Genomic DNA, 23743 nt, shown 5'->3' on the forward strand with positions numbered 1-23743 from the left:
AGGAGCAGGGCATGCCGGACTTTGAGCTCAGCGAGGAACACCAGGTGCTCTCGGACACGGTCCGGGAATTTGCCGACGAGGTGGTGGCCCCGGTCTCCGCCAAGCACGACGAGGAGCACAGCTTCCCCTATAAGGTGGTGGCGCAGATGGGGGAGATGGGCCTTTTCGGGCTTCCCTTCCCTGAGGAATACGGCGGTATGGGCGGCGACTACTTTGCCCTGGCCCTTGCCCTGGAGCAGCTGGCCCGGGTGGACCAGTCGGTGGCCATCACGCTGGAAGCCGGTGTTTCCCTCGGTGCCATGCCGATCTACCGCTTCGGCACCGAGGAACAAAAGCAGCAGTGGCTGCCGGCCCTGGCCGAGGGAACCGCGCTCGCAGGGTTCGGACTCACCGAACGCGAAGCGGGTTCCGACGCCGGCGGCACCAAAACCACCGCCCGCCTGGCGGAGGGGGAATGGGTGATCAACGGCAGCAAGGAATTCATCACCAACTCCGGCACTGACATCACCTCCCTGGTCACCGTCACTGCCGTCACCGGCACCTCCGAAGAACCCGACGGAACCGTGCGCAAACAAATCTCCACGCTCGTCGTCCCGGCCGGAACCCCAGGGTTCACCGTGGAGAAGCCCTACAACAAGGTGGGCTGGAACGCCTCGGACACGCATCCGCTGACCCTGGATCATGTGCGCGTGCCGCAGGAGAACCTGCTGGGAGCCGAGGGCCGCGGATTCGCCAACTTCCTGCAGATCCTGGATGAGGGCCGGATCGCGATCGCAGCGCTGGCCACCGGGGCCGCGCAGGGCTGCGTGGACGAGGCCCTGCGTTACGCGTCGGAACGTTATGCCTTCGGTGCGCCCATCGGCAGCAACCAGTCCATCGCCTTCAAGATCGCGCGGATGCAGACCCGGGCGCACACCGCCCGGCTTGCCTACTATGACGCCGCGGCCCGGATGCTTGCCGGCAAACCGTTCAAGACCCAGGCAGCCATGGCTAAGCTGATCGCGGGAGAAGCCGCCATGGACAACGCACGGGATGCAACCCAGGTCTTTGGCGGCTACGGTTTCATCAACGAGTTCACGGTGGCACGGCATTACCGCGACTCGAAGATCCTCGAAATCGGTGAAGGCACTTCCGAGGTTCAGCTGATGCTGATTGCCCGTGAACTGGGGCTCTGAAGCGGCGAAAGTTGGTCAACGGTGATTAACGAACGGACGGTTCCATGATTGACAAGACAGTGGCGACGGCAGCGGACGCCGTGGCCGACATCCCCAGCGGCGCTTCCCTGGCCGTCGGCGGATTCGGGCTCTGCGGGATCCCCGTGGCCCTGATCGAGGCCCTGCACGATCAGGGCGCGGACCAGCTGGAAACGGTCAGCAACAACTGCGGCGTGGACGACTGGGGGCTCGGCCTGCTGCTGGCCGATCACCGGATCCGCCGCACTGTCAGTTCCTATGTGGGAGAGAACAAGGAATTCGCCCGGCAGTACCTGGCCGGCGAACTGGAGGTGGTCCTCACCCCGCAGGGCACCCTGGCCGAGAAGCTCCGGGCCGGCGGGGCAGGAATCCCGGCGTTCTACACCAGCGCCGGCGTCGGCACCCAGGTCAGCGAAGGCGGACTGCCGCAGAAGTACGACGCCGAGGGCGGCGTCGCGCAGGCATCGGAGCCCAAGGAGGTCCGCGCCTTCCGCGGCCAGGACTACGTCCTGGAAGAATCCCTGACCCCGGATTTTGCCCTGGTCCATGCCTGGAAGGGTGACCGGCACGGCAACCTGGTGTTCCATGCCTCGGCCATGAACTTCAACCCGCTCTGCGCGATGGCCGGAAAGGTCACGATCGCCGAGGTCGAGGAACTGGTGGAAGCCGGTGACCTTGATGCCGGGGAGATCCATGTTCCGGGCATTTTTGTCCAGCGCGTGGTCCTTGCCGGTCCGGGGGAGAAACGAATCGAGAAGAAGACGGTGTCGGCACCCAGGACAGCAGACACTTCAGCCGGCACAGCACCCAGGAAAGGCCTGTAATGGCACTGACACGCAATGAACTCGCGGCCCGGGTGGCGCAGGAGCTGCAGAACGGGCAGTACGTGAACCTGGGTATTGGAATGCCCACCCTGATCCCCAACTACATTCCCGAGGGCGTGGAAGTGGTGCTGCACTCCGAAAACGGGATCCTGGGCGTCGGGCCGTATCCGGAGGAGTCCGCGCTGGATCCTGACCTGATTAACGCCGGGAAGGAAACCGTGACCGTCAACCGGGGCGCGGCGTTCTTTGATTCCGCGGCGTCCTTCGGCATGATCCGCGGCGGGCACGTGGATGTTGCCGTGCTCGGCGCCATGGAGGTCGCCGCCAACGGGGACCTGGCCAACTGGATGGTTCCCGGGAAAATGGTCAAGGGTATGGGCGGGGCCATGGACCTGGTCTTCGGGGCCAAACGGGTGATCGTCATGATGGAGCACCTGGACCGCAGCGGCGCGCCGAAGATCGTCTCCGAATGTTCCCTCCCGCTGACCGGCCGCGGCTGCGTGGACCTGATCATCACCGACCTTGCGGTGATCGAAGTGGGCCCGGAGTCCCTGGTGCTCCTGGAGACTGCCCCCGGAGTCACCGTGGAGGACGTGGTGGCCGCCACGGGAGCACCGCTGGAAGTGGCCCTTGGTGTCTGAGCCCCGGACGCCGGCGGGCGGCCCGGGGCTGGCCGGCCAGCCGGACGGACCGAAGCGCGTGGTTCTCCAGCGTGGCCTCTGGTTCGAGGAACTGGAGCCCGGAACGGTGTACGCGCACCGTCCCGGCCGGACCCTCACCGAAGCGGACAACGTCCTGTTCAGCACGCTCACCATGAATTCCCAGCCGCTGCACCTGGACGCGGCCTACAGCGCCGGGCAGCCTTTCGGGCAGCGGCTGGTGAACTCCATGCTCACACTTGCGGTGATGGTCGGGCAGTCCGTGGGGCAGCTGACCCAGGGCACCCTGGTGGCGCAGCTGGGCCTCACCGACGTGGCGTTTCCGCTTCCGCTGTTCCACGGGGACACCCTGTATTCGCAGACCCGGGTGGCGGCCAAGCGGATCTCCGGGTCCCGCCCCGGCCAGGGGATCGTGACGCTGGAACACGCCGGATTCAATCAGGACGGCGCCGTAGTGGCCACGTTCTCCCGGACCGCCCTGATGTGGACGGAGTCCGGTTACCAACAGGCCCGGAACGGGAGCTGAACCGGTTCAACGGGTAACCGCCCGGCGCCCGCACCGGTAAGTTGGAGAAGCCTTGGAAGTCGAAGCCGCGTAAGGAGCACCCCAACATGACCACCTTTCCCATGGGACCCGCACTGCTGTTCTGTCCCGCGGACCGGCCGGACCGGTTTGCCAAGGCCGCAGAGCGTGCAGACGCCGTGATCCTGGATCTGGAAGACGCCGTCGCCTTCGAAGCCAAGGAACAGGCACGGGAGAACCTGGCTGCCTCCGCCCTGGACCCGGACAAGACGATCGTGCGCGTGAACCCCGTGAGCAGCACTTCCTTCCGCGCGGACCTGGAAGCGCTCGCCGCCACCAACTACCGGTACGTGATGGCTGCCAAGGCCGAGGACCCGGGGGAGATCGGGCACGCCCTGCGGCACGTCAGCGTGATCGCCCTGGTGGAGACTGCCCTGGGGGTGCTGCGTGCCGCAGACCTCGCCCGGGAAAAGAACGTTGAGGCCTTGATGTGGGGAGCCGAGGACCTGCTGGCCTCCCTGGGCGGAGAATCCAGCCGGACCGCGCAGGGCAGCTACCGCGGGGTGGCCGTCCATGCCCGGTCCACGGTGCTGCTGGCTGCCGGAGCGTACGGAAAGGGTGCCATCGACTCCATCTACGGCAACATTGCGGATACCGCCGGGCTGGCGGAGGAAGCACGCGACGGCGCCGCGTCCGGTTTTGCTGCCAAGGCCTGCATCCATCCCGGCCAGGTCGCCGCGGTCCGCGCTGCCTACGCGCCCTCCGACGAGGAAAAGGCCTACGCCCGGGAGCTGCTCGAAGCAGCCCGCGGCCAGGGCGGAGTTTTCAGTTTCCGCGGCGAAATGATCGACGGACCGCTGCTCCGCCAGGCAGAGCAGACGCTGCGCCGGGCAGGTATTCCGGGCTAAACGGAGGCATTCAGTGCGCGGCGGGGATAAGTTTGTGCGCGCACGGGACTCAGCGGGGTGCTCCCGCTGATACTGGGGTATGCGCATAGTCATAGCTGGAGCCCACGGGCAGATTGCACGCGAACTCGGCCGCCTCCTGGTAGCCGCTGACAACGATGTAGCGGGGCTGATCCGCAATCCGGACCAGGCCTTTGACCTGGAAGCAGACAGGGTAGCCCCCGTGGTCCTGGACCTGGAGAACAGCACCACGGAGGATGTCACCCAGGTCCTCACCGGAGCAGACCTCGCCATTTTCGCGGCCGGAGCCGGCCCGGGAAGCAGCATTGCACGCAAGGACAGCGTGGACCGAGGCGGAGCGGTCCTGTTCGCAGAGGCCGCGGAGCTGGCCGGTGTGGCGCGGCTGATCCAGGTTTCCTCCATGGGGACGGACGCGGTCCGCGGCGGCCGGCGCCCGGACGGACTCGCCGACGCGATGTACGCCTATCTGGTGGCCAAGCTGGCAGCAGAAGAGGACCTCGAGGCACGCGACGCCCTGGACTGGACCATCGTGCGGCCAGGGATGCTGACCAACGGCGAGCCCGTGGGTCTGGTGGACCTGGCTGTCGATGTCCCGCAGAACACCATTCCCCGGCATGACGTCGCGGCAGTGTTGGCAGAGCTGGTCAGCAGCGGGCGGGGCGGCGGCCAGGTGCTGGAGCTGGTCACTGGAACAGAACCCATTCCGGACGCCGTCGCTGCCCTGCCCGTCGCTTTGTGAGGCACAGCGGCGGCGCAAGGCAGAACCGCATGCGGGATACTTGGAGCATGCAGAATCCCGAGGCTTCCGATTCCCAGTTCCGTGCAGAAGGTTCCGGTGCGCCCGGCCGCCACCGGGGAACCCCAGCGCCATCCCGGATCTGGGGTGCGGATGCCGGTGCGCCCGAAGCTGCGCCCCGCCGTGTGGTGCTGCTCGGATCGACCGGTTCGATCGGAACCCAGGCCATCGACGTCGCCGATGCCGCACCCGGGCGCTTCGACATCGTGGCCCTGGCCGCGGGCGGCGGCAACCTGGAACTGCTGGCCCGGCAGGCAGTCCACACCCGGGCGGACGCCGTCGGCTGCGCCGCGGTGGATCTGCCTACCCTGAAGGCCGCGGTTGCACGGGCGGCTGCCGAGGTTTCGGTCACCGGCTACGATCCGGAATTGTTCGTGGGCGCCGGTGCAGCCACCGCCGTCGCTGCGTGGCCGGAGGCGGACGTTGTGCTCAACGGCATGACCGGATCGATCGGGCTGGAACCGACCCTCGCGGCACTGGCCGCCGGGCATCTGCTGGCGTTGGCCAACAAGGAATCCCTGATCGTGGGCGGTGCCCTGGTAAAGCGGGCCGCTCGCCCCGGCCAGCTGGTGCCGGTGGATTCTGAACACTCCGCACTGGCCCAGGCCCTGCGCTCCGGCGCCCCGGAGGAAGTTGACCGGCTGGTGGTCACGGCGTCCGGGGGGCCGTTCCGCGGCCGGGCACGCGAAGAACTGGCGGACGTCACACCGGAACAGGCGCTGGCCCACCCGACCTGGAAGATGGGCCGGATGGTCACCACCAACTCGGCCTCCATGGTCAACAAGGCCCTTGAGGTGATCGAAGCGCACCTGCTGTTCGATATTCCACTGGACCGGATCGACGTTGTGGTCCATCCCCAGTCGGTGGTGCATTCCATGGTGCAGTTCATCGACGGCTCCACCATCGCGCAGGCCTCGCCGCCGGATATGCGGCTGCCCATCGCCCTGGGAATGGGCTGGCCGCACCGGGTGCCGGGCGCCGCTGCGCCCTGCGACTGGACCAGGGCCGCGGAGTGGACCTTCGAACCCCTCGACGAAGACGCTTTTCCGGCAGTGCGCCTGGCGAAGGAGGCAGCAGCCTCCGGTGGAACCGGCATGGCCGTTTACAACGCAGCGAACGAGGAAGCCGTGGATGCCTTCCATGACGGACTCATTGGATTCACAGACATAGTTGATACGATCTCGGCCGTGCTGTCAGAGCACACCGACTCAGGCCCACTGACCCTGGAATCGGTGCTGGCCGCTGAAAAATGGGCACGCTCCGCCGCCCGCGCCCGCTGCGGCAGGTAAGCGAAGTCCGCTCTGATCCAAAGGAAGTCCGTTGAGCGTTTTACTCTTTATCCTGGGCGTGCTGTTCGTGGCGGTCGGGATCGCAGTGTCGATTGCGCTGCATGAGGTTGGCCACCTGGTACCCGCCAAGGCCTTCAAGGTGCGCGTCACCCAGTACATGATCGGTTTCGGTCCCACGGTCTTCTCCCGGCGCCGCGGTGAAACCGAATACGGTTTCAAGGCGCTTCCGCTGGGCGGCTACGTTTCGATGGTGGGTATGTTCCCGCCCAACAAGGAAACGGCCGACGGCGGTGTCCGCCGGTCCAGCACCGGGATGTTCCAGCAGCTGGCCGTCGACGCCCGGCAGGCCGAAACCGACCGGTTGGAACCGGGGGACGAAGACCGCGTTTTCTACAAGCTGCCGGTGTGGAAACGGATCATCATCATGCTAGGCGGGCCGTTTATGAACCTGCTGATCGGGATCGTCCTTTTTGCCGTCCTGCTGATGGGCTTCGGCACCGCCCAGAGCACCACCACCCTGGCCTCGGTCAGCGAATGCGTGGTCACGGGCAGCCAGGCAGCGGCCGGGCAGGCGGAGTGCACGGAGTCCGATCCCGCGGCTCCGGCGCACCAGGCAGGGCTGCTGCCCGGGGACAAGATCACTGGCTTCGACGGTAAGCCGGTGGAAGGCTGGGCCGAACTCTCGGAGCTGATCCGCGAGGCAGCCGGCCGAAGTGTCACCGTGACCTATGAGCGCGAAGGCGTGGAGGCTGAAGCCGCCATTACGCCGCTGCTCACCGAACGTCCCGTGACTGAGGAGGACGGCACAGTGGTCCTGGACGAAAGCGGCAACCCGGTGACCCAGGAAGTGGGCTTCATCGGCGTCGGTTCGCAGACCGCCCTGGTGCGCCAGCCCGCCACCGAAGTCCTGCCGATGGTGGGCGAGAACCTGCAGGGGATTGCCGGCGTCGTTATCAACCTGCCCCAGCGGCTGGCTGATGTGGCGCAGGCTGCTTTCTCCTCCGAGGAACGCGATCCCAACGGGCCTATGAGTGTTGTGGGAGTGGGCCGGATCGCCGGGGAGATCTCCTCGATGGAGGAGGCTCCGGTCCAGAACCGGGTTGCGACGCTGATCGGCCTGGTCGGCAGCGTTAACCTGGCTTTGTTCGTCTTCAACCTGATCCCGCTGCTGCCGCTCGACGGCGGACACGTTGCCGGCGCGCTGTGGGAAGGCCTGCGGCGGCGGGTCGCCAAACTCTTCAAGCGGCCGGACCCCGGACCCTTCGACATGGCGAAGCTGCTGCCGGTGACCTACGCCGTGGCTGTGCTGCTGATGGGTATGGGAGCCCTGCTGATCTATGCGGACATCGTGAAGCCGGTCAGCCTCTTCTAGCCTCTGGTTTCAAAACTGATTGAAGCGTATTTAGGTTGTAATTCAATTTGCAAGCGAATATGGTTTCATCATGTTCGTTATGACGATTGACCAGAAGGACAGCCGTAATACCGCGGACCGTGTGCCCGAGCTCCTCCGGCATCTGCGCGGACTGGACCTTGACCTGCCGTTCGAACGGACGGTGGGGGATGAAGTGCAGGCTGCCGCGTCCTCGGCGGCGGTGGTGGTCGACGCCGCCCTGCAGGTCCTTCGTCTCGGGGGCTGGTCTGTCGGGATCGGCGCCGGAACCGTGGACCTGCCCCTCCCGGCGTCCTCCCGGGAGGCCGGGGGAGACGCGTTCATCGCGGCGCGCACCGCCGTCGAGCGGGCAAAGAAAACCGGAGACCGGCCGCCCCTCGCCGTCGCCGTGGCGGAGCCGTCCCCGGGCGCCGGGCCAGCCGCTGCGGCCGCCGACGCCGAGGCGGTCCTGGTGCTGATCGCCCGGCTGGTCCGCGACCGGACGGAAGCCGAATGGCGCATCCTGGAACACGTCGAACCGCTCAAATGGGGAGCGCAGACAGCGGCAGCCCGTAAGCTCGGCATCAGCTCCCAGGCAGTCAGCAACGCCGTCCAGCGCGCCGGCTGGAACGAGGAATGGGCAGCCAGGCCCGCTGCGGCAGCCCTGCTGGAGCGGGTGGAACGGGTAGTGGCCGGAGAAACGCCCTGAACCGTCTCCGGATCCGGTGACCCCGGTCCGGCCGGTCCTGACAGGAAGAGGAAGGCAGCTGCATGGAAGTCTTATGGATTGTGCTGGGCCTGGTGGTTGCTGCCGCCGGCGGATGGCCGGTGACAGCAGCCGTGCTCAGGGCCGCCCGTGCAGTGGAGGCGGCCCGTCCAGGCAGGGACCCCCGGCACGATCCCGCTGCCGACCAGGTGCATGAGCTGGCCGGTGGTGTTGCCCAGGAACGCTATGCGCCGCTGCCGCCCCTGCCCGCGCGGCCGCCGGCGCCGGCGGGGCCGGTGATCCTGCGCGGCGGCCTGGTCATCGGCTTCCTGGAGCGCCTGGCCGTCGCCACCGCTGTCCTGGCCGATGAACCCGTCGCGATCGCCTACGTGGTCGCCATCAAGGGACTGGGCCGGTACGCCGAGCTGAAGGAAACCCCCGCAGCGGCGGAGCGCTTCATCATCGGCACGCTGACCTCGATGCTGTGGGCCGTGGGAGTTGCGGTGGCGGTGCGGACGGCGCTGCTGCCGGGCTGAGATACCTTAGGGTGGATTCCATGAGTATCTTTGCCGTTGAATACGTGTACGACGCCGAATCCGCAGACCTGCGCGACCAGCACCGCCCCGCGCACCGTGAGTGGCTGGCCGCCCTGGTGGAGGACGGCCGTGTCCTGGCCAGCGGACCGTTCAGCGACGGCGCCGGCGCCCTGCTGATCCTCACGGCCGAAGATGAAGAAGACCTGAACAACCTGCTGAAGCAGGATCCCCTCGCCGTGGGCGGCGGAATTTCCGGGCTGAAGACCACGGAATGGAAGCCGGTTACCGGAGCCTTCGCTCACCTGGCGTCCTAAGCCCAGAGTGATATTCCCCCCTCGGTCAGCGCGGGCTGCGCGGCCGGGTGGATAATAGGAACGGTGCGCTAACTCCGCACTGTTCACAGACCACATATTTGCCCCCGGGCACATGGAGGAAGTTTTGACCTCGGTCAACCTTGGAATGCCAGCAGCACCGCCGCCCGTCCTCGCCCCGAGGCGGAAGACCCGCCAGATCAAGGTGGGCTCCGTCGGCGTCGGGTCGGACTTCCCGATCAGTGTCCAGTCGATGACCACCACGCCGACCACCGACATCAACGCGACACTGCAGCAGATCGCCGAGCTGACGGCGTCGGGCTGTGACATTGTCCGCGTCGCGTGCCCCAGCGCCGACGATGCTGCGGCGCTGCCGATCATCGCCAAGAAGTCCCAGATCCCGGTGATCGCAGACATCCACTTCCAGCCGAAGTATGTGTATGCAGCGATCGACGCCGGCTGTGCCGCCGTGCGGGTGAACCCCGGAAACATCCGCAAGTTCGATGACCAGGTCAAGCAGATCGCCAACGAGGCCAAGGCCGCCGGCGTCTCGATCCGCATCGGCGTCAACGCCGGCTCGCTCGACCCGCGCCTGATGGCGAAATACGGCAAGGCCACGCCGGAAGCCCTGGTGGAGTCCGCCGTCTGGGAAGCCTCCCTGTTCGAAGAGCATGACTTCCACGACTTCAAGATCTCCGTGAAGCACAATGACCCGGTGGTGATGGTCCGCGCCTACGAGCTGCTGGCCGAACGCGGCGACTGGCCGCTGCACCTGGGTGTCACCGAAGCCGGCCCCGCCTTCCAGGGGACGATCAAGTCAGCGACCGCCTTCGGCGCGCTGCTGTCCAAGGGCATCGGCGACACGATCCGGGTTTCGCTCTCCGCTCCGCCGGTGGAGGAAATCAAGGTTGGAAACCAGATCCTGCAGTCGCTGAACCTGCGCCCGCGGAAACTGGAAATTGTCTCCTGCCCCTCCTGCGGCCGGGCCCAGGTGGACGTTTACACCCTGGCCGAGCAGGTCACCGCCGGCCTCGAAGGCATGGAGGTTCCGCTGCGCGTCGCCGTGATGGGCTGCGTCGTGAACGGACCCGGAGAAGCACGCGAAGCCGATCTGGGTGTAGCCTCCGGTAACGGCAAGGGCCAGATTTTTGTCAAGGGCGAAGTCATCAAGACTGTTCCCGAAGACCAGATCGTGGAAACCCTTATCGAAGAAGCGATGAGGATCGCAGAGGATATGGGGGAGGCCGATGGCGAAAATGCTGGCACGGGTGGCCCCATGGTTACAGTCGGCTAAAGCAGGCACGGAAATCCGCAGCGGACACCCCTCGGGCACGCTGCGGGTTCTGGGCGCCGCTGATACCGCGGCGCTGACCGGCCTCGCGGCCGCTGACCCGGTGGCGAACACCTTCCTGCTCTCCCATCTGGAAATCACGGGCACAGCCGCACCCACCTCGGCAGGCGGGCAGGTGCTTGGCGTCTTCGACGGCGAACACCTGACGGCCGCCTGCTGGGTCGGCGTCAATGTGGTGCCCACGGGCGTCACCGCGGAAACCGGTCCGGAAATTGGTGCGTACCTGGCCCGGACCGGGCGCAGGTTCTCCTCCTTGTTCGGTCCCGCCGAAGCCGTCCTTTCCCTGTGGTCCGAGCTCCGGCATGCCTCGCCGCGTCCGTTCGATATCCGCAGCGACCAGCCCCTGCTGGAAATCACCGGTCCCTCCGCTGTGCCGCCGGCCCCCGGCCTGCGCAAATCCCGCCCGGAGGACCTGGACCTCCTGCTGCCGGCCTGCACCGCCATGTTCGAGGAAGAAGTTGGTTACTCTCCGGTGTCCGGCGGAAGCCGGCATTACCGCCAGCGCGTGCTTTCCCTCATCAAAAACGGCCATTCCCTCGTGGAATTCGATGCCGCCGGCCAGGTAATTTTCAAGGCCGAACTGGGGACTGTCTCTTCCAGCGCTGTCCAGGTGCAGGGCGTGTGGATGAACCCGGCCTACCGGGGCCGCGGCCTGAGCGCCGCCTACATGTCCGCAGTGGTGGATTTCGCCCAGGAGCTGGCACCTGTCACGAGTCTCTACGTGAACCATTACAACGCTCCGGCCCGGGCCACGTACGAGAGCGTGGGATTCACCCAGGTCGGTACGTTCGCAACGATCCTGTTCTGAGGTTCGGCCGAAGCTGACGCCGGGCCGAAGATCCTAGGAGCTCCGGACGTCCTTTGGTGCAGTTTTCCGTGGTTCCGGCAGCGTGCCCTCTGCCTGAACTGGTCCCTCAACCGTTCCGGGACGCCCTGCCATGTAACCCGCGAAGATCTGCACCACCAGCAGCGCCGTCATGAAGCCAATCGACGCCCGCCAGCCGCCGGTGAGCTCATGCAGAACGCCCACCACCAGCGGTCCGGGAATCGAAATCAGGTACCCGACGCTCTGCGTAAATGCCGAAAGCTTGATCACACCGACGCTGCTGCGTGATTTCAGGCCGATCATGGTCAGGGCCAGGGAGAACGTGCAGGAGGAGATTCCCAGCAGCGCAGCCCACACGAAAGATCCCGTGGCCGGGGAAATCCACAGTCCGATATGGCCGAGCAGGCCGCAGAAGCCCAGCACCAGGACTATTGGTCCCTGATGGGGCCGGCGTGCTGCGAGGTTGGGAATAACAAAGGCCAGCGGAATCGAAACGCCCATAACGATCGCCAGGAGCAGGCCTGCTGTGGCTTCGCTGAGGCCGTTGTCACTGAATATCTTTGCGAGCCAGCCCATGCTGATGTAGGCAGCACTGGCCTGCAGGCCAAAAAACACCGCCAGCCACCACGACGTCGAACTCCGCCACGGATTGACCCGGACCGGCGTGTGGACCGGTGTCTGGACGGGGGCTGCCGTCCCGCCGGCCGGCCGCATCCTGCGCACGCCGACATACACGGCGGCCCAGACCCCAACCGCCACCAGTGCGGGAACAGCCCAGACCCCGAGTCCCAGCCGCCAGTTGCCCCCGAAGGCGTCGTTGACCGGAACCGCGACCGCCGCAACAACGGCCGTCCCGAGGGACAACGTTGTTGTATAGAGCCCGGTGACCCTGCCGATCCGGTCGGGGAACCAGCGTTTGACCAGCACCGGCATCAGCACGTTGCCCACGGCAATGCCGCTCAGTGCCACAGCGCTGAAGAACAGGAAGACCGGAGTGCTTTGCGCTGCCGCACGCAGGAGCAGCCCCAGCCCGATTGCCGTCATTGCACCGAGCACAATGACCTCCGGGCCGCGTTTCAGCGCCAGCTTCGGTGCCAGGGAGCCGAAAAGGGCAAAACACGCGGCCGGGGCAGCCGTCAGCAGGCCAGCGATCAGACCGCTCAGCCGCAGGTCAGCGATAACGCTGTCAAGCAAGGGCCCCAGCGAAGAAATAGCCGGCCTCAGGTTCACTGCGGCCAGCAGGATCCCCGTCAAAAGGACGGCCGGAAACCAGGGGGCAGGGCTAGGATTCTTGCGCATTCAACTGATCATATAATGATGGGATGAATGCCTCGTCAGATCCCGCCGGCCTGCTGCCGCAGCCCCGGCGTGAGTCCTTGGTGGAACAGGTTATTGAGCAGTTCCGCAGCCGGATCACGCGGGGCGACTGGCCGGTGGGGCTGCGCATCCCCACCGAACAGGCCCTGGTTGAACAGCTTGGCGTTGCCCGGAACACGGTGCGGGAAGCCGTGCGCGCGTTGGCGAACAACGGCTTGCTGGATATCCGCCAGGGTTCCGGCACCTACGTCATCGCCACCAGCGAACTGGCGGGAGTGATGCAGCGGCGGTTTGCGCAGGATTCAACCGAAGACGTCACCGAACTGCTGCGTGAGCTCGCAGCCAGCGGTGCCCGGCTCGCTGCGCAGCGCCGCACCGACGCGGATCTGGAGCGGCTCGAAGTGCTGCTGGAGCAGCGCGATCGGGCCTGGGACTCTGGCGGCCTGGAAAACTATCTGGAAGCTGATGCACAATTCCACCGCGCGATTGTCGCTGCCAGCCACAACGCCTCGCTCATCAGCCTGTACGCGGATCTCGACGAGGTTTGGCGCAGCATCCTGCGCCGGCGCATAGGCGCAATGCAGCCCGGAACCCGCCGGCCGCACGAGGCCATTGTGCAGGCAATCCGCGGACACGACGGGGCGGCCGCCGATTTCCACGCCCGCGCCGACCTCATGGGTGATTCGTAGCCGCCCTTCCGGCGCCCGCCACACGCAAAGCCTGTCCGGGAACCCCGGAGCAAGCGGCTAGATTAGTAGGGAGAACTTCTTCCTTAGCGTGCAGCACTGCTGCAGAAACGGATTCCCAGCGTGGTCCTTCGACTTTCCACTCTTTTCCTGCGCACCCTGCGCGAAGACCCGGCCGATGCCGACGTCGCCAGCCACCGCCTGCTGGTCCGGGCGGGCTACATCCGCCGCGCTGCCCCGGGCATCTACTCGTGGCTCCCGCTCGGCCTGCGCGTGCTGGGCAAGGTTGAGACCATCATCCGCGAAGAAATGGCCTCGATCGGCGCCCAGGAAGTCCACTTCCCGGCTCTGCTGCCGCGCGAACCGTACGAAGCCTCCAACCGGTGGACCGAATACGGCGAGAACCTCTTCCGCCTGCAGGACCGCAAGGGCGCGGACTACCTGCTCGCCCCGACCCACGAGGAAATGTTCACCCTCCTGGTCAAGGACCTCTACAGCTCCTACAAGGACCTGCCGGTCTCCCTGTTCCAGATCCAGAACAAATACCGCGACGAAGCCCGTCCGCGTGCCGGCCTGCTCCGCGGCCGCGAGTTCATCATGAAGGACTCCTACTCCTTCGACATTGACGACGAAGGCCTGGAGGCCAGCTACCAGGCACACCGCGGTGCCTACCTGCGCATTTTCGAGCGCCTGGGCCTCGACGTCGTTGTGGTCTCCGCTGTCTCCGGTGCCATGGGCGGTTCCAAGAGCGAGGAATTCCTGCACCCGACCCCGGTCGGCGAGGACACCTTCGTCCGCTCCGCCGGCGGCTACGCAGCCAACGTCGAAGCCGTCACCACGGTCGCACCGGCACCCCTCGACTATTCCGCAGCGCCCGCAGCGATGGTCGTGGACACCCCGGATACCCCCACCATCGACACCCTGGTCGAGGACGTCAACGCCCGCTTCCCGAAGGACGACGGCGCCTGGACCGCGGCTGACACGCTCAAGAATGTGGTGCTGGCGGTATCGCTGCCCACCGGTGAACGGCAGATCGTCGTCGTCGGCGTCCCGGGTGACCGTGCCGTGGACCTCAAGCGCATCGAAGCCAACATCGGCTCCCACGTCGGGATGTCCGGTGAACTGGGCGTTGAAGCTGCCACTGAAGAGGACCTCAAGAAGCACCCCGGCCTGGTCAAGGGCTACATCGGCCCGGGCCTGAGCCTGGACGAAGCCGTCCTCGGCACCGAATCCGCGACCGGCCTGCTGTACCTGGTGGACCCGCGCGTTGTTTCCGGCACCAGCTGGGTCACCGGTGCCAATGCGCCGGGCAAGCACGTGATCGGCCTGGTCGCCGGCCGCGACTTCGGCTGGGACGGCGTCATCGAAGCCGTTGAGGTCCGCGAAGGCGATGAAGCTCCGGACGGTTCCGGCCCCCTGGAAGCCGCCCGCGGCATCGAAATGGGCCATATCTTCCAGCTCGGCCGCAAGTACGCCGAGGCCCTGGGTCTGAAGGTCCTGGACAAAAACGGCAAGCTCGCGACCGTCACCATGGGCTCCTACGGCGTGGGTGTCACCCGCGCCGTCGCAGCGCTGGCCGAATCAAACCGCGACGACAAGGGCATCATCTGGCCGCGCTCGGTCGCGCCGGCAGACGTGCACGTTGTTGCCACCGGCCGCGGCGAGGAGATCTTCGAAGCGGCAGCCACGCTCTCCGAGGAACTCGAAGCCGCCGGACTGGAGGTCATCTACGATGACCGGCCGAAGGTTTCCCCCGGCGTGAAGTTCGGCGATGCCGAGCTGATCGGTGTGCCCACCATCCTGGTGGTTGGCCGCGGACTGACGGACGGCGTCGTTGAAATCAAGGACCGCGCCACCGGCGTGGCCGAGAACGTGCCGGTTGCCGAGGCCGTGGAGTACGTACTCCGCGCTGCCCGGGCCTAAGCAGCATAGTTGGTCTCCGGGCTCGAGGAGATAACGCTCGCCACCATCCTTTTGATCGTGGTGGCTGGCCTGGCGGCCGGATGGGTCGACGCCGTCGTAGGCGGCGGCGGCCTGCTCCAGCTGCCGGCTCTTCTCCTCGTGCCCGGAATCGCCCCCGTCGAGGCCCTCGCCACCAACAAGATGGGCTCGGTCTTCGGAACCACCACCAGCGCCGTCACCTATTACCGCCGTGCCCACCCGGACCTGAAAACGGCCCTGCCGATGGCCGGCGTCGCCCTGGCCGGAAGTTTCGGGGGAGCGATCCTGGCGGCGTCCCTGCCGGCGTCGGTCTTCAAGCCCATCATCGTGGTGGCGCTGATCGCCGTAGCCATCTTCACCGCCACCAAGCCCACCGTCGGGGAGCTGACCAAACTGCGGCACACCGGCAACCGGCACTACATCACGGCCGGGGCGATTGGCGGCGTTATCGGTTTCTACGACGGACTGATCGGACCCGGCACCGGATCCTTCCTGATCATCGCGATGGTGACGCTGCTCGGCTACAACTTCCTGGCCGCCAGCGCCAAGGCCAAAATCGTCAATATGGCCACGAACATCGGTGCCCTGGCGTTTTTCCTGCCGCACGGCTCCCTGCTGTGGGGCATCGGCCTGATCCTGGGCATCGCCAATATGACCGGCGGCTACATCGGGGCACGGATGGCCGTGAAGCAGGGCAGCAAATTCATCCGGATCGTGTTCCTGGTGGTGGTTGGCGCGCTGATCATCAAGCTCGGAACAGATGTCTGGATGGAGAACTTCCAGGGCTAGCTTCCCGCACCGCGGGCACAGCCGTTACAGCCGCCTAAGCCGCCGGCAGATCGCCCACCGACGGAAGCCCCGGATGATCACGCCCGGCCAGTGCGGCGGCAACCCACACCGAACGCTGGGCGTCTCCGGACAGACCGTCCCGAAGGTAATCCAGGGCGTTCTCCACTTCGCGCAGGATGCTCCACTCCCGCGCCGCCTGGGGATCAAGGCCGGCAGCGGTGCACAAGGCCGAGAGACGGTCCTGCAGGGCCTGCTGCGGTGCCGCCCGATCCAGGTCCTCCAACCGGTTCCACAGCATCGGCGCGACGGCGTACTCCGCTTCCCCGAACACCGCCTGCGGATCGATGGCGGCGTATTCTCCGGAACCGTCAATCCGGCGGAGGATATTGCCGTAGTGCAGGTCCGCGTGGACCAGGACATCCCGGCCGGACCGGCGCCCCACCGCGCCCCGTGTCTGGCAGACCTCCAACGCGGCTTCCAGCAGCCAGCGCTCAAAGGGACGGCCCAATGCCTCCCACTCCGCCGGGAGTTCGTCGGAGAACTGTTCGGCCCGCTCAGCAACGGAGGGAACCGCGGCCCACTGTGGCTCGTCGCCGCCCTGCAGTCCCAAGCGGCGGACCAATCCGCCCCAGATCTGAACTGCCGCTTCCATTGGGACATCCAGCAGGGTGCTCCCAGGGTCCAGCCGCTCCAGCAGCAGGGCAGTTCCGGAGGCGTTCCGTTCGAGCAGGCGCACTGCCCCGTTGCCGTCCCAAAGCTCCAGTGCAGCCGGTTCCGTCACGGCCTCAGGATGGGGATACGGGAACTTCAGTACAGCCGGGGCATCCCCGGCAGCGGCGACGACAGGCAGCACCAGAGCACCGTACCCATGCCACGCAGCGGTCCCGGCAGCGGCATCAGGGCGCATCCGGAAATGCTGAAGGCTCTCCTGGACCAGGGCCGGCAATCCATCCAGCCAGTCACGGCCGCCCCTCGTCCGCAGATAGCGCTGGCGCAGCGCTTCGGGTACGACGACGGCGGGAGCCATGGATTCCTCCTGGATGGTCTGGGATGGGCTGGGGTGGGATGCCAGGGCCTCCAGCGCAGCTGGGGAATGGGCGGGGGAGCCGCCAACCGGGCGGATTCAGCAAACCGGTCCAGCGGTTCGGTCCGCCGGGCACCTGACCAGCCTAAAGGGGGTGGAAGCGGTCCAGCCACCCCAGCCGGCCTGGATTTCACGCCAAACGTCCCGGCAGCCTCAGCCGGCCTCCCCAGTCAACCGGGTCAGCCCGCCGGCCCAGCGATCAGTCTCAGCCATCCACCCACGGCAGTGCTGCCGGCTCAGCATCAAGGCCGGGGGAGGCGGGTACAGTGCCTGCGCCGGCGTACACCAGGCGGGAGGCCTCCACGAGCCGGTCGATTGCCCACGAACGCACTGCTCCGTCGCTGGAGCCCACCAGATCGGCATAGACGGCAGGCAAGGCTGCCTCCATGCCCGCCAGGGACCGGGCAGGATCAGTGAAAAATCCTGCGGACAGGGAATAGGCCGGAACCGGGCTTACCTTCGGCAGGCACAGGGCGGGCAGGAGCTCGACTCCGCTGCGGCCGGCCTCCAGATGCGCGGTACGGCGCCCGGCCAGCGCTTCACCCAGCACCGTTGCCGTTCCGCTGCTTTGCGCCTGGGCCACTTCATACGCATAAACGGCCCCGTACTCGGCGTCCAGTGCGGACTGCAGGGCTTCGGCAGCGCCGGGCCGGTCGCGCAGCTCCGTGCGGGCCGAGGCATCGCCGCTGGTGGTGCAGCGGACGGTGGTTTCCTCATCAAGAACGGGTGTCCACTGCGACTCACCGGCGGTCTCCACCGGCACGCCCAGCACATCTCCGGCGCGCTCGGCCAGCAGCAGCTGGGCGGTTCCAACCGAGGCCAGGAGGCGCGCAGTGCCGTAGTCGGCCCGGCCGGCGGCTTCCAGATTGGCCCGCGCCGCGCTCTCCATCGCCGCCGGGTAGGCACCTTCCTCGCTGCCGGGGGACTGCAGGGCGGCCGCATGGGCGGCAGCCCCGCCGGGACTGGTCAGGAGCAGTGCCTGGTCCTTCAGCGTCTGGGCCTGGCGCTGCATTTCACCGGTTGAAGCGCCGGTTCCGGAGGCGGCCAGGGCATCAGCCTCCGCTGCGAGGATCCGGACAGTGGCGAACGCCTCATTCAGGGCTTTCTCGGAGAATGTCCGCGGCCGGTCAGCCTCCGCGCGGGTGCCCAGTGTGAGCCCAAAGCTGGCGATCACGCAGGCCAGGACACCAAGCGTCAGCGTACGCCGCAGGACGCCGGCTGCAGCAGCGGCCCGGGACGGGCGCGGGGCAGGGGACGTCGGAGGAGAGGGACGCGTGTTCACAACACTCGATGATGTCACGAACCCGCTTCGCTTGCGGCCGTGACCCGGGCGCCCGGGAAAGTCGGTAGGCTAGGAGATACAACATCATCTAGTGGGAGGCAATAATGGCGGTTCGGCCCAGCCCCAAAAAAGACACTTCGTCGGACTACCGCAAGAACGCCCAGCGCGCCGAGACCGCGGCAGAGACGCAGCGGCTGAAGGACTATCTTGCCCCCACCGTAGCCGGGGAAGGCCTCTTCCTGGAGGACATCGAAATCAGGATTGCCGGCGTCCACCGCACGGTCCACGTCACGGTGGACCTTCCTGAAACCGAAACCGGCGGCGTCAGCCTGGACCGGATCGCGGACATTTCACGTGTTCTTTCGGACGCGATGGACGAGGATCCGCACGACGACGGCCGCCCCTACAGCCTGGAGGTTTCCTCCCCGGGAGTGTCGCGGCCGCTGACCGAGCCCCGGCACTGGCGGAGGAACATCGGCCGGATGGTCCTGGTGACCCCGGTGTCAGGCGACGCGGTGACCGGGCGCCTGCTGGAGGCGGACGCGGAGGGAATCACGCTGGTTCCCGAACTGCCCGTGAAAAAGGGCATGAAGCCCAAACAGGGCGAGAAAACCCGGCTGCCCTTTGACGGTATCGCCAAGGGCCGCGTGGAAGTTGAATTCGCCCATCTTGAGGACGACCCGGCAGGCGAAGACGCCAACGGATTTGAAAGCACAGCCGAGGAGGCCTAAATGGATATTGATATGAGTGCGCTGCGGCTGCTTGAGGCGGAACGGGAAATCCCGTTGGACCTGCTGATCCCCACGATCGAACAGGCACTGCTGGTTGCTTACCACAAAACCACCGGATCGCAGGATAAAGCCCGCGCCGAGCTGGACCGCAAGAGCGGCCACGTCACGATCTGGGCCACTGAGCGCGACGACGACGGCGAGGCCGTCGGGGAATTCGATGACACGCCTGCCGGCTTCGGCCGCATTGCCGCGAGCACGGCCCGGCAGATCATCCTCCAGCGCCTGCGCGACGTGGAGGATGACAACATCCTGGGCGAGTTCAAGGGCCGCGAAGGCGAACTGGTCTCCGGCCAGATCCAGCAGGGCAACAACCCGCACATGATCCAGGTAAACCTGGGCTCCGTCGAAGCGCTGCTCCCGCCGACCGAACAGGTCCCGGGAGAGAAGTACCTGCACGGTTCGCGCCTGCGTGCGTTCGTCGTCGACGTCCGCCGCGGCTTCAAGGGACCGTCCATCACGCTGTCCCGGTCCCACCCCGGACTGGTGCGCAAGCTCTTCGAACTGGAGGTCCCCGAGATCGCCGATGGTTCCGTGGAGATCGTGGCGCTGGCCCGCGAAGCCGGTCACCGCACCAAGATCGCGGTCAAGGCACACACCCCCGGCATCAACGCCAAGGGCGCCTGCATCGGCGAAATGGGCTCCCGGGTCCGCGCCGTGATGACGGAGCTGCACGATGAAAAGATCGACATCGTGGACTTCAGCGAGGACCCGGCGACGTTCATCGCCAACGCCCTCTCGCCGTCGCGCGTCAACTCCGTCACCATCACCGATGAGGACGCCCGCTCCGCCCGTGTAGTGGTGCCTGACTACCAGCTGTCCCTGGCGATCGGCAAGGAAGGGCAGAACGCCCGCCTCGCCGCGAAGCTGACCGGCTGGCGGATCGACATCGTTTCCGACGCGAAGTCTGCCTAAGTTCCTCTTCCGGGAGGCCGGATGAGGGCAAGAGAAAAGAAAAGCGGTAGAATGTTCATGGCCGGGTCACCGTCCGCCTTCCAGCAACCGCAGGAGCCCGTGGAATCGGTGCGGCCTGCGGCAGGCAGCAGTCACGTTCCGCAACGGACATGCATTGGCTGCAGGAAGAAGGATGACCAGGCTGCTCTGATGCGGCTGGCGCTGGATTCGAGGGATGGCACACCTGCCGTCCTGGTCGATGAAAACCGCCGCATGTCTGGCCGGGGTGCCTGGTTGCACCCCGAGGCAGCATGCCTCGCAACCGCTGTGAAACGCCGGGCTTTCGGCCGTGCCTTCCGGGCGCAGGTCGATTCCTCGGCAGTGGAACAGTGGTTCGAAGCTCAAGAGGCGGGTCCCAGCCGGGGACGCCTCGAAACCGTCCAACCTGAAAGCGGGTCTGAAATCTGATGGAAACCCGATGAGTACCCAGCGATGAGTACCCGACGATGAGTACTTTGTTGTGCTCTGTGATGGGCAACCCTGCACCTGCAGTGGAAGCCCGCAGTAAATAGACGGTTCGTGCCTGGCTCGGTGCGGACTGAGACAGGAGAAATGTGGCCAAGGTCCGCGTACACGAGCTCGCCAAAGAGCTCGGCATCACTTCGAAGGATGCAGTTGCAAAACTGCAGGAACTGGGCGAATTCGTCCGTTCGGCATCCTCGACAATCGAAGCACCCGTAGTCAAGAAACTTCGCGGGGCATTCCCCGACGCAGCGGGTAAGCCCGCAGCCGGCGACTCCGGTGCCGCGAAATCCGCACCGCGTCCGGCAGCACCCGCTCCGGCAGCTCCGGCAGCTGAAAAGCCCGCCGCGGAAGCTGCTCCGGCAGCGAACAAGCCCGCAGCTCCTGCTCCGGCAGCTCCTGCTCCGGCAGCGCCGGCTGCTCCGGCACCGGCAGCACCTGCTCCGGCCGCCCCCGCAGCCGAGAAGCCCGCCGCCGAAGCTGCTCCGGCAGCCAGCAAGCCGGCGGCACCGGCACCCAAGTCCGAGGAAAAGCCTGCTGCTCCGGCGGCCCCGGCTGAATCCTCCGCACCCCGTCCGGGTGCACCGCGGCCCGGAGCTTCCGGCCCGCGCCCCGGCAACAACCCCTTCGCAACCTCACAGGGCATGCCGCGTCCCCGCGGACGCGGCGAGGGTGAGCGCGGCCAGGGCGGTCCCCGCCCCGGCAACAACCCGTTCGCCCCGTCCCAGGGCATGCCCCGGCCCGGCCAGCGCCGTGACGAGACCGAGCGGACCGGCACGCCCGGCGCCGCAGGGCCCCGTCCGGCAGCCGGTGCAGGCGGTCCCCGTCCGGGCGCTCCGCGTCCGGGTGCACCGCGCCCCGGTGCTCCCCGTACCGGAGCACCCCGCCCCGGCGGAACCTCCGGCCCCCGGCCCACACCGGGCATGATGCCCAACCGCACTGAGCGGCCCGCAGCCCCGGCACGTCCGGGTGCAGGCGGTCCCCGCCGCGGTCCCGGCGGCGCTCCCGGCGCCGGCGGCGGTGCTCCCGTTGGCGGCGGCTTCGGCAAGGGCGGCCGCGGACGCGGCGGCACGGCCGGTGCTTTCGGCAAGGGCGGCGCAGGACGCGGCAAGCAGCGCAAGTCGAAGCGGGCGAAGCGGCAGGAACTGGAGCAGATGTCAGCTCCGTCGCTGGGCGGCGTTTCGGTACCCCGCGGCGACGGCAACACTGTTGTCCGCCTGCGGCGCGGCGCGTCCATCACGGACTTCGCCGACAAGATCGAGGCAAACCCGGCAGCTCTGGTCACCGTGCTGTTCCACCTCGGTGAAATGGCAACAGCCACGCAGTCGCTGGATGAAGAAACGTTCGGCGTTCTCGGTGAGGAACTGGGTTACAAGATCCAGGTCGTCTCGCCGGAAGACGAAGAGCGTGAACTGCTCAGCAGCTTCGACATCGACTTCGAGGCTGAGCTGGAAGCCGAAGGCGACGACGAACTCGAGGCACGTCCTCCGGTAGTCACCGTCATGGGCCACGTTGACCACGGTAAGACCCGCCTGCTCGACGCCATCCGCAACACCAAGGTTGTTGAAGGCGAAGCCGGCGGTATTACCCAGCACATCGGTGCCTACCAGATCGAGTTCGAGCACGAGGGCACCGACCGTGCCATCACGTTCATTGACACCCCGGGCCACGAGGCGTTCACCGCCATGCGTGCCCGTGGCGCCAAGGTCACCGACATTGCGGTCCTGGTTGTTGCAGCGGACGACGGCGTGATGCCGCAGACCGTTGAAGCGCTCAACCACGCACAGGCAGCGAACGTGCCGATTGTGGTCGCCGTGAACAAGATCGATAAGGAAAGCGCTAACCCGGACAAGGTCCGCGGCCAGCTGACCGAATACGGACTGGTTCCGGAAGAGTACGGCGGCGACACCATGTTCGTCGAGGTCTCTGCCCGCCAGCACCTGAACATCGATGCGCTGCTCGAGGCTGTCCTGCTCACCGCGGACGCAGCCCTGGATATGCGCGCCAACCCGGACAAGGACGCTCGCGGTATCGCGATCGAAGCCAACCTGGACAAGGGCCGCGGCGCCGTCGCGACCGTCCTGGTGCAGTCCGGAACGCTGAAGGTCGGCGACACGATCGTGGCGGGAACGGCCCACGGCCGCGTCCGTGCCATGTTCGACGAGAACGGGGACAACCTGACCGAAGCCGGGCCGTCGCGTCCGGTCCAGGTCCTGGGCCTGTCCAACGTCCCGCGTGCCGGCGACACCTTCTTCGTGACCGACGACGAGCGCACCGCCCGCCAGATCGCCGAGAAGCGTGAAGCTGCGGACCGCAACGCCGCCCTGGCCAAGCGCCGCAAGCGCATCAGCCTGGAGGACTTCGACCAGGCTGTGGCCGATGGCAAGGTTGACACCCTCAACCTCATCCTCAAGGGTGACGTGTCCGGTGCCGTGGAAGCCCTGGAAGACTCCCTGCTCAAGATCGACGTCGGGGACGGCGTGCAGCTGCGCGTTATCCACCGCGGCGTTGGTGCCATCACGCAGAACGACGTCAACCTGGCGACCGTGGACAACGCGATCATCATCGGCTTCAACGTCAAGCCTGCCGAGCGTGTGGCCGACCTGGCCGAGCGCGAAGGCGTGGACATGCGCTTCTACTCCGTCATCTACGCAGCAATTGATGACATTGAGCTGGCCCTCAAGGGCATGCTCAAGCCGGAGTACGAGGAAGTGCAGCTCGGCACCGCCGAGGTCCGCGAAGTCTTCCGTTCCTCCAAGTTCGGCAACATTGCCGGCTCGATCGTGCGCTCCGGTGTCATCCGCCGAAACGCCAAGGCACGGGTCACCCGCGACGGCAAGGTCATCGGTGACAACCTCACCGTTGACTCGCTCAAGCGGTTCAAGGACGACGCCACCGAGGTCCGGACGGACTTCGAGTGTGGTATCGGCCTGGGCTCGTTCAACGACGTCAAGGAAGGCGACATCATCGAGACCTTCGAGATGCGCGAGAAGCCGCGGGTCTAATTCCCGGCTGGGGCTGCCGGTTTTCCGGCAGCCCCGCACCGGCTGCTTTAGCAGCCACCATCGCACGACGGCGCCGCCGGCCAGTCCGGCGGCCGCCGCAGCGAAACCCCAGACTTTACTGAAGGA

General features: G+C 66.7%; 23 protein-coding genes. 20 read left to right on the forward strand and 3 right to left on the reverse strand.

The window, feature by feature from the left end; all coding sequences use genetic code 11:
• The first annotated feature begins 11 nt into the window (after positions 1-11).
• The 13 genes from AL3_RS15215 (at position 12) to AL3_RS15275 (ending at position 11291) form a co-directional block, all read left to right on the forward strand.
• The gene (locus AL3_RS15215; protein ID WP_066302609.1) at positions 12-1175 is read left to right on the forward strand and encodes an acyl-CoA dehydrogenase family protein; all 1164 of its coding nucleotides are present in this window, start codon (positions 12-14) and stop codon (positions 1173-1175) included.
• A 44-nt stretch (positions 1176-1219) separates the two neighbouring features.
• Entirely contained in the window at positions 1220-2017 is a 798-nt protein-coding gene (locus AL3_RS15220) for a CoA transferase subunit A (RefSeq protein WP_066302610.1), read from the forward strand.
• Positions 2017-2658, forward strand: a complete 642-nt coding sequence (locus AL3_RS15225; RefSeq protein ID WP_066302611.1) for a CoA transferase subunit B — start codon at positions 2017-2019, stop codon at positions 2656-2658. The genes AL3_RS15220 and AL3_RS15225 overlap by 1 nt, the downstream gene beginning before the upstream one ends.
• A 28-nt stretch (positions 2659-2686) precedes the next feature.
• Positions 2687-3202 (forward strand): MaoC family dehydratase, encoded by a 516-nt coding sequence (locus AL3_RS15230; RefSeq protein WP_066302665.1) that lies wholly within the window; start codon positions 2687-2689, stop codon positions 3200-3202.
• A gap of 86 nt (positions 3203-3288) precedes the next feature.
• Complete coding sequence (locus AL3_RS15235; protein ID WP_066302612.1) at positions 3289-4107, forward strand: HpcH/HpaI aldolase/citrate lyase family protein; 819 nt, start codon at positions 3289-3291, stop codon at positions 4105-4107.
• A 79-nt stretch (positions 4108-4186) separates the two neighbouring features.
• On the forward strand, positions 4187-4864 hold the full coding sequence (locus AL3_RS15240) for an SDR family oxidoreductase (RefSeq protein ID WP_066302614.1): 678 nt from the start codon (positions 4187-4189) through the stop codon (positions 4862-4864).
• Between the two features lie 47 nt (positions 4865-4911).
• On the forward strand, positions 4912-6210 hold the full coding sequence (dxr, locus tag AL3_RS15245) for a 1-deoxy-D-xylulose-5-phosphate reductoisomerase (RefSeq protein WP_083521803.1): 1299 nt from the start codon (positions 4912-4914) through the stop codon (positions 6208-6210).
• Positions 6211-6241: 31 nt separating this feature from the next.
• Positions 6242-7582 carry a M50 family metallopeptidase gene (locus AL3_RS15250; RefSeq protein WP_066302616.1) on the forward strand — a complete coding sequence of 447 codons (1341 nt, stop codon included), beginning with the start codon at positions 6242-6244 and terminating at the stop codon, positions 7580-7582.
• 79 nt (positions 7583-7661) lie between these two features.
• Positions 7662-8288, forward strand: coding sequence for a MarR family transcriptional regulator (locus AL3_RS15255; RefSeq protein WP_306303038.1), 627 nt, complete (start codon positions 7662-7664; stop codon positions 8286-8288).
• A gap of 62 nt (positions 8289-8350) precedes the next feature.
• Positions 8351-8821 (forward strand): hypothetical protein, encoded by a 471-nt coding sequence (locus AL3_RS15260; protein ID WP_066302619.1) that lies wholly within the window; start codon positions 8351-8353, stop codon positions 8819-8821.
• A gap of 20 nt (positions 8822-8841) precedes the next feature.
• Positions 8842-9135, forward strand: a complete 294-nt coding sequence (locus AL3_RS15265; protein ID WP_066302621.1) for a YciI family protein — start codon at positions 8842-8844, stop codon at positions 9133-9135.
• Positions 9136-9259: 124 nt separating this feature from the next.
• Positions 9260-10426 carry a flavodoxin-dependent (E)-4-hydroxy-3-methylbut-2-enyl-diphosphate synthase gene (ispG, locus tag AL3_RS15270; RefSeq protein WP_066302623.1) on the forward strand — a complete coding sequence of 389 codons (1167 nt, stop codon included), beginning with the start codon at positions 9260-9262 and terminating at the stop codon, positions 10424-10426.
• The gene (locus AL3_RS15275; protein WP_306303039.1) at positions 10380-11291 is read left to right on the forward strand and encodes a GNAT family N-acetyltransferase; all 912 of its coding nucleotides are present in this window, start codon (positions 10380-10382) and stop codon (positions 11289-11291) included. Before ispG ends, AL3_RS15275 begins: the two co-directional genes overlap by 47 nt.
• Before the next feature lie 33 nt (positions 11292-11324).
• Here AL3_RS15275 and AL3_RS15280 read toward each other — a convergent pair whose 3' ends face one another.
• Positions 11325-12608, reverse strand: a complete 1284-nt coding sequence (locus tag AL3_RS15280; protein WP_083521804.1) for a CynX/NimT family MFS transporter — start codon at positions 12606-12608, stop codon at positions 11325-11327.
• A 23-nt stretch (positions 12609-12631) separates the two neighbouring features.
• On the opposite strand from AL3_RS15280, the gene AL3_RS15285 reads away from it, so the two are divergent.
• The 3 genes from AL3_RS15285 (at position 12632) to AL3_RS15295 (ending at position 16042) form a co-directional block, all read left to right on the forward strand.
• Positions 12632-13315, forward strand: coding sequence for a FadR/GntR family transcriptional regulator (locus AL3_RS15285; protein WP_066302628.1), 684 nt, complete (start codon positions 12632-12634; stop codon positions 13313-13315).
• Positions 13316-13435: 120 nt separating this feature from the next.
• Positions 13436-15235 (forward strand): proline--tRNA ligase, encoded by a 1800-nt coding sequence (locus AL3_RS15290; RefSeq protein ID WP_066302630.1) that lies wholly within the window; start codon positions 13436-13438, stop codon positions 15233-15235.
• Positions 15236-15244: 9 nt separating this feature from the next.
• On the forward strand, positions 15245-16042 hold the full coding sequence (locus AL3_RS15295; RefSeq protein ID WP_066302632.1) for a sulfite exporter TauE/SafE family protein: 798 nt from the start codon (positions 15245-15247) through the stop codon (positions 16040-16042).
• A gap of 34 nt (positions 16043-16076) precedes the next feature.
• Here the strand turns inward: AL3_RS15295 and AL3_RS15300 are convergent, their stop codons facing one another.
• Both AL3_RS15300 and AL3_RS15305 read right to left on the reverse strand, forming a co-directional pair.
• Complete coding sequence (locus tag AL3_RS15300; protein ID WP_066302634.1) at positions 16077-17069, reverse strand: aminoglycoside phosphotransferase family protein; 993 nt, start codon at positions 17067-17069, stop codon at positions 16077-16079.
• Between the two features lie 262 nt (positions 17070-17331).
• The gene (locus tag AL3_RS15305; protein WP_157075271.1) at positions 17332-18426 is read right to left on the reverse strand and encodes a DUF4439 domain-containing protein; all 1095 of its coding nucleotides are present in this window, start codon (positions 18424-18426) and stop codon (positions 17332-17334) included.
• Positions 18427-18512: 86 nt separating this feature from the next.
• Here AL3_RS15305 and rimP point away from each other — a divergent pair, with 86 nt between their 5' ends.
• The 4 genes from rimP to infB all read left to right on the forward strand — a co-directional run bounded on the left by rimP (position 18513) and on the right by infB (position 23617).
• Entirely contained in the window at positions 18513-19139 is a 627-nt protein-coding gene (rimP, locus tag AL3_RS15310; protein WP_066302638.1) for a ribosome maturation factor RimP, read from the forward strand.
• Positions 19140-20111, forward strand: a complete 972-nt coding sequence (nusA, locus tag AL3_RS15315; RefSeq protein WP_066302640.1) for a transcription termination factor NusA — start codon at positions 19140-19142, stop codon at positions 20109-20111.
• Between the two features lie 57 nt (positions 20112-20168).
• On the forward strand, positions 20169-20558 hold the full coding sequence (locus AL3_RS15320; protein WP_151724066.1) for a YlxR family protein: 390 nt from the start codon (positions 20169-20171) through the stop codon (positions 20556-20558).
• A gap of 146 nt (positions 20559-20704) precedes the next feature.
• Complete coding sequence (infB, locus tag AL3_RS15325) at positions 20705-23617, forward strand: translation initiation factor IF-2 (RefSeq protein ID WP_066302642.1); 2913 nt, start codon at positions 20705-20707, stop codon at positions 23615-23617.
• Positions 23618-23743 lie beyond the last annotated feature (126 nt).

Source organism: Arthrobacter luteolus NBRC 107841 (genome assembly GCF_001552075.1).
Lineage (GTDB): Bacteria > Actinomycetota > Actinomycetes > Actinomycetales > Micrococcaceae > Arthrobacter_B > Arthrobacter_B luteolus.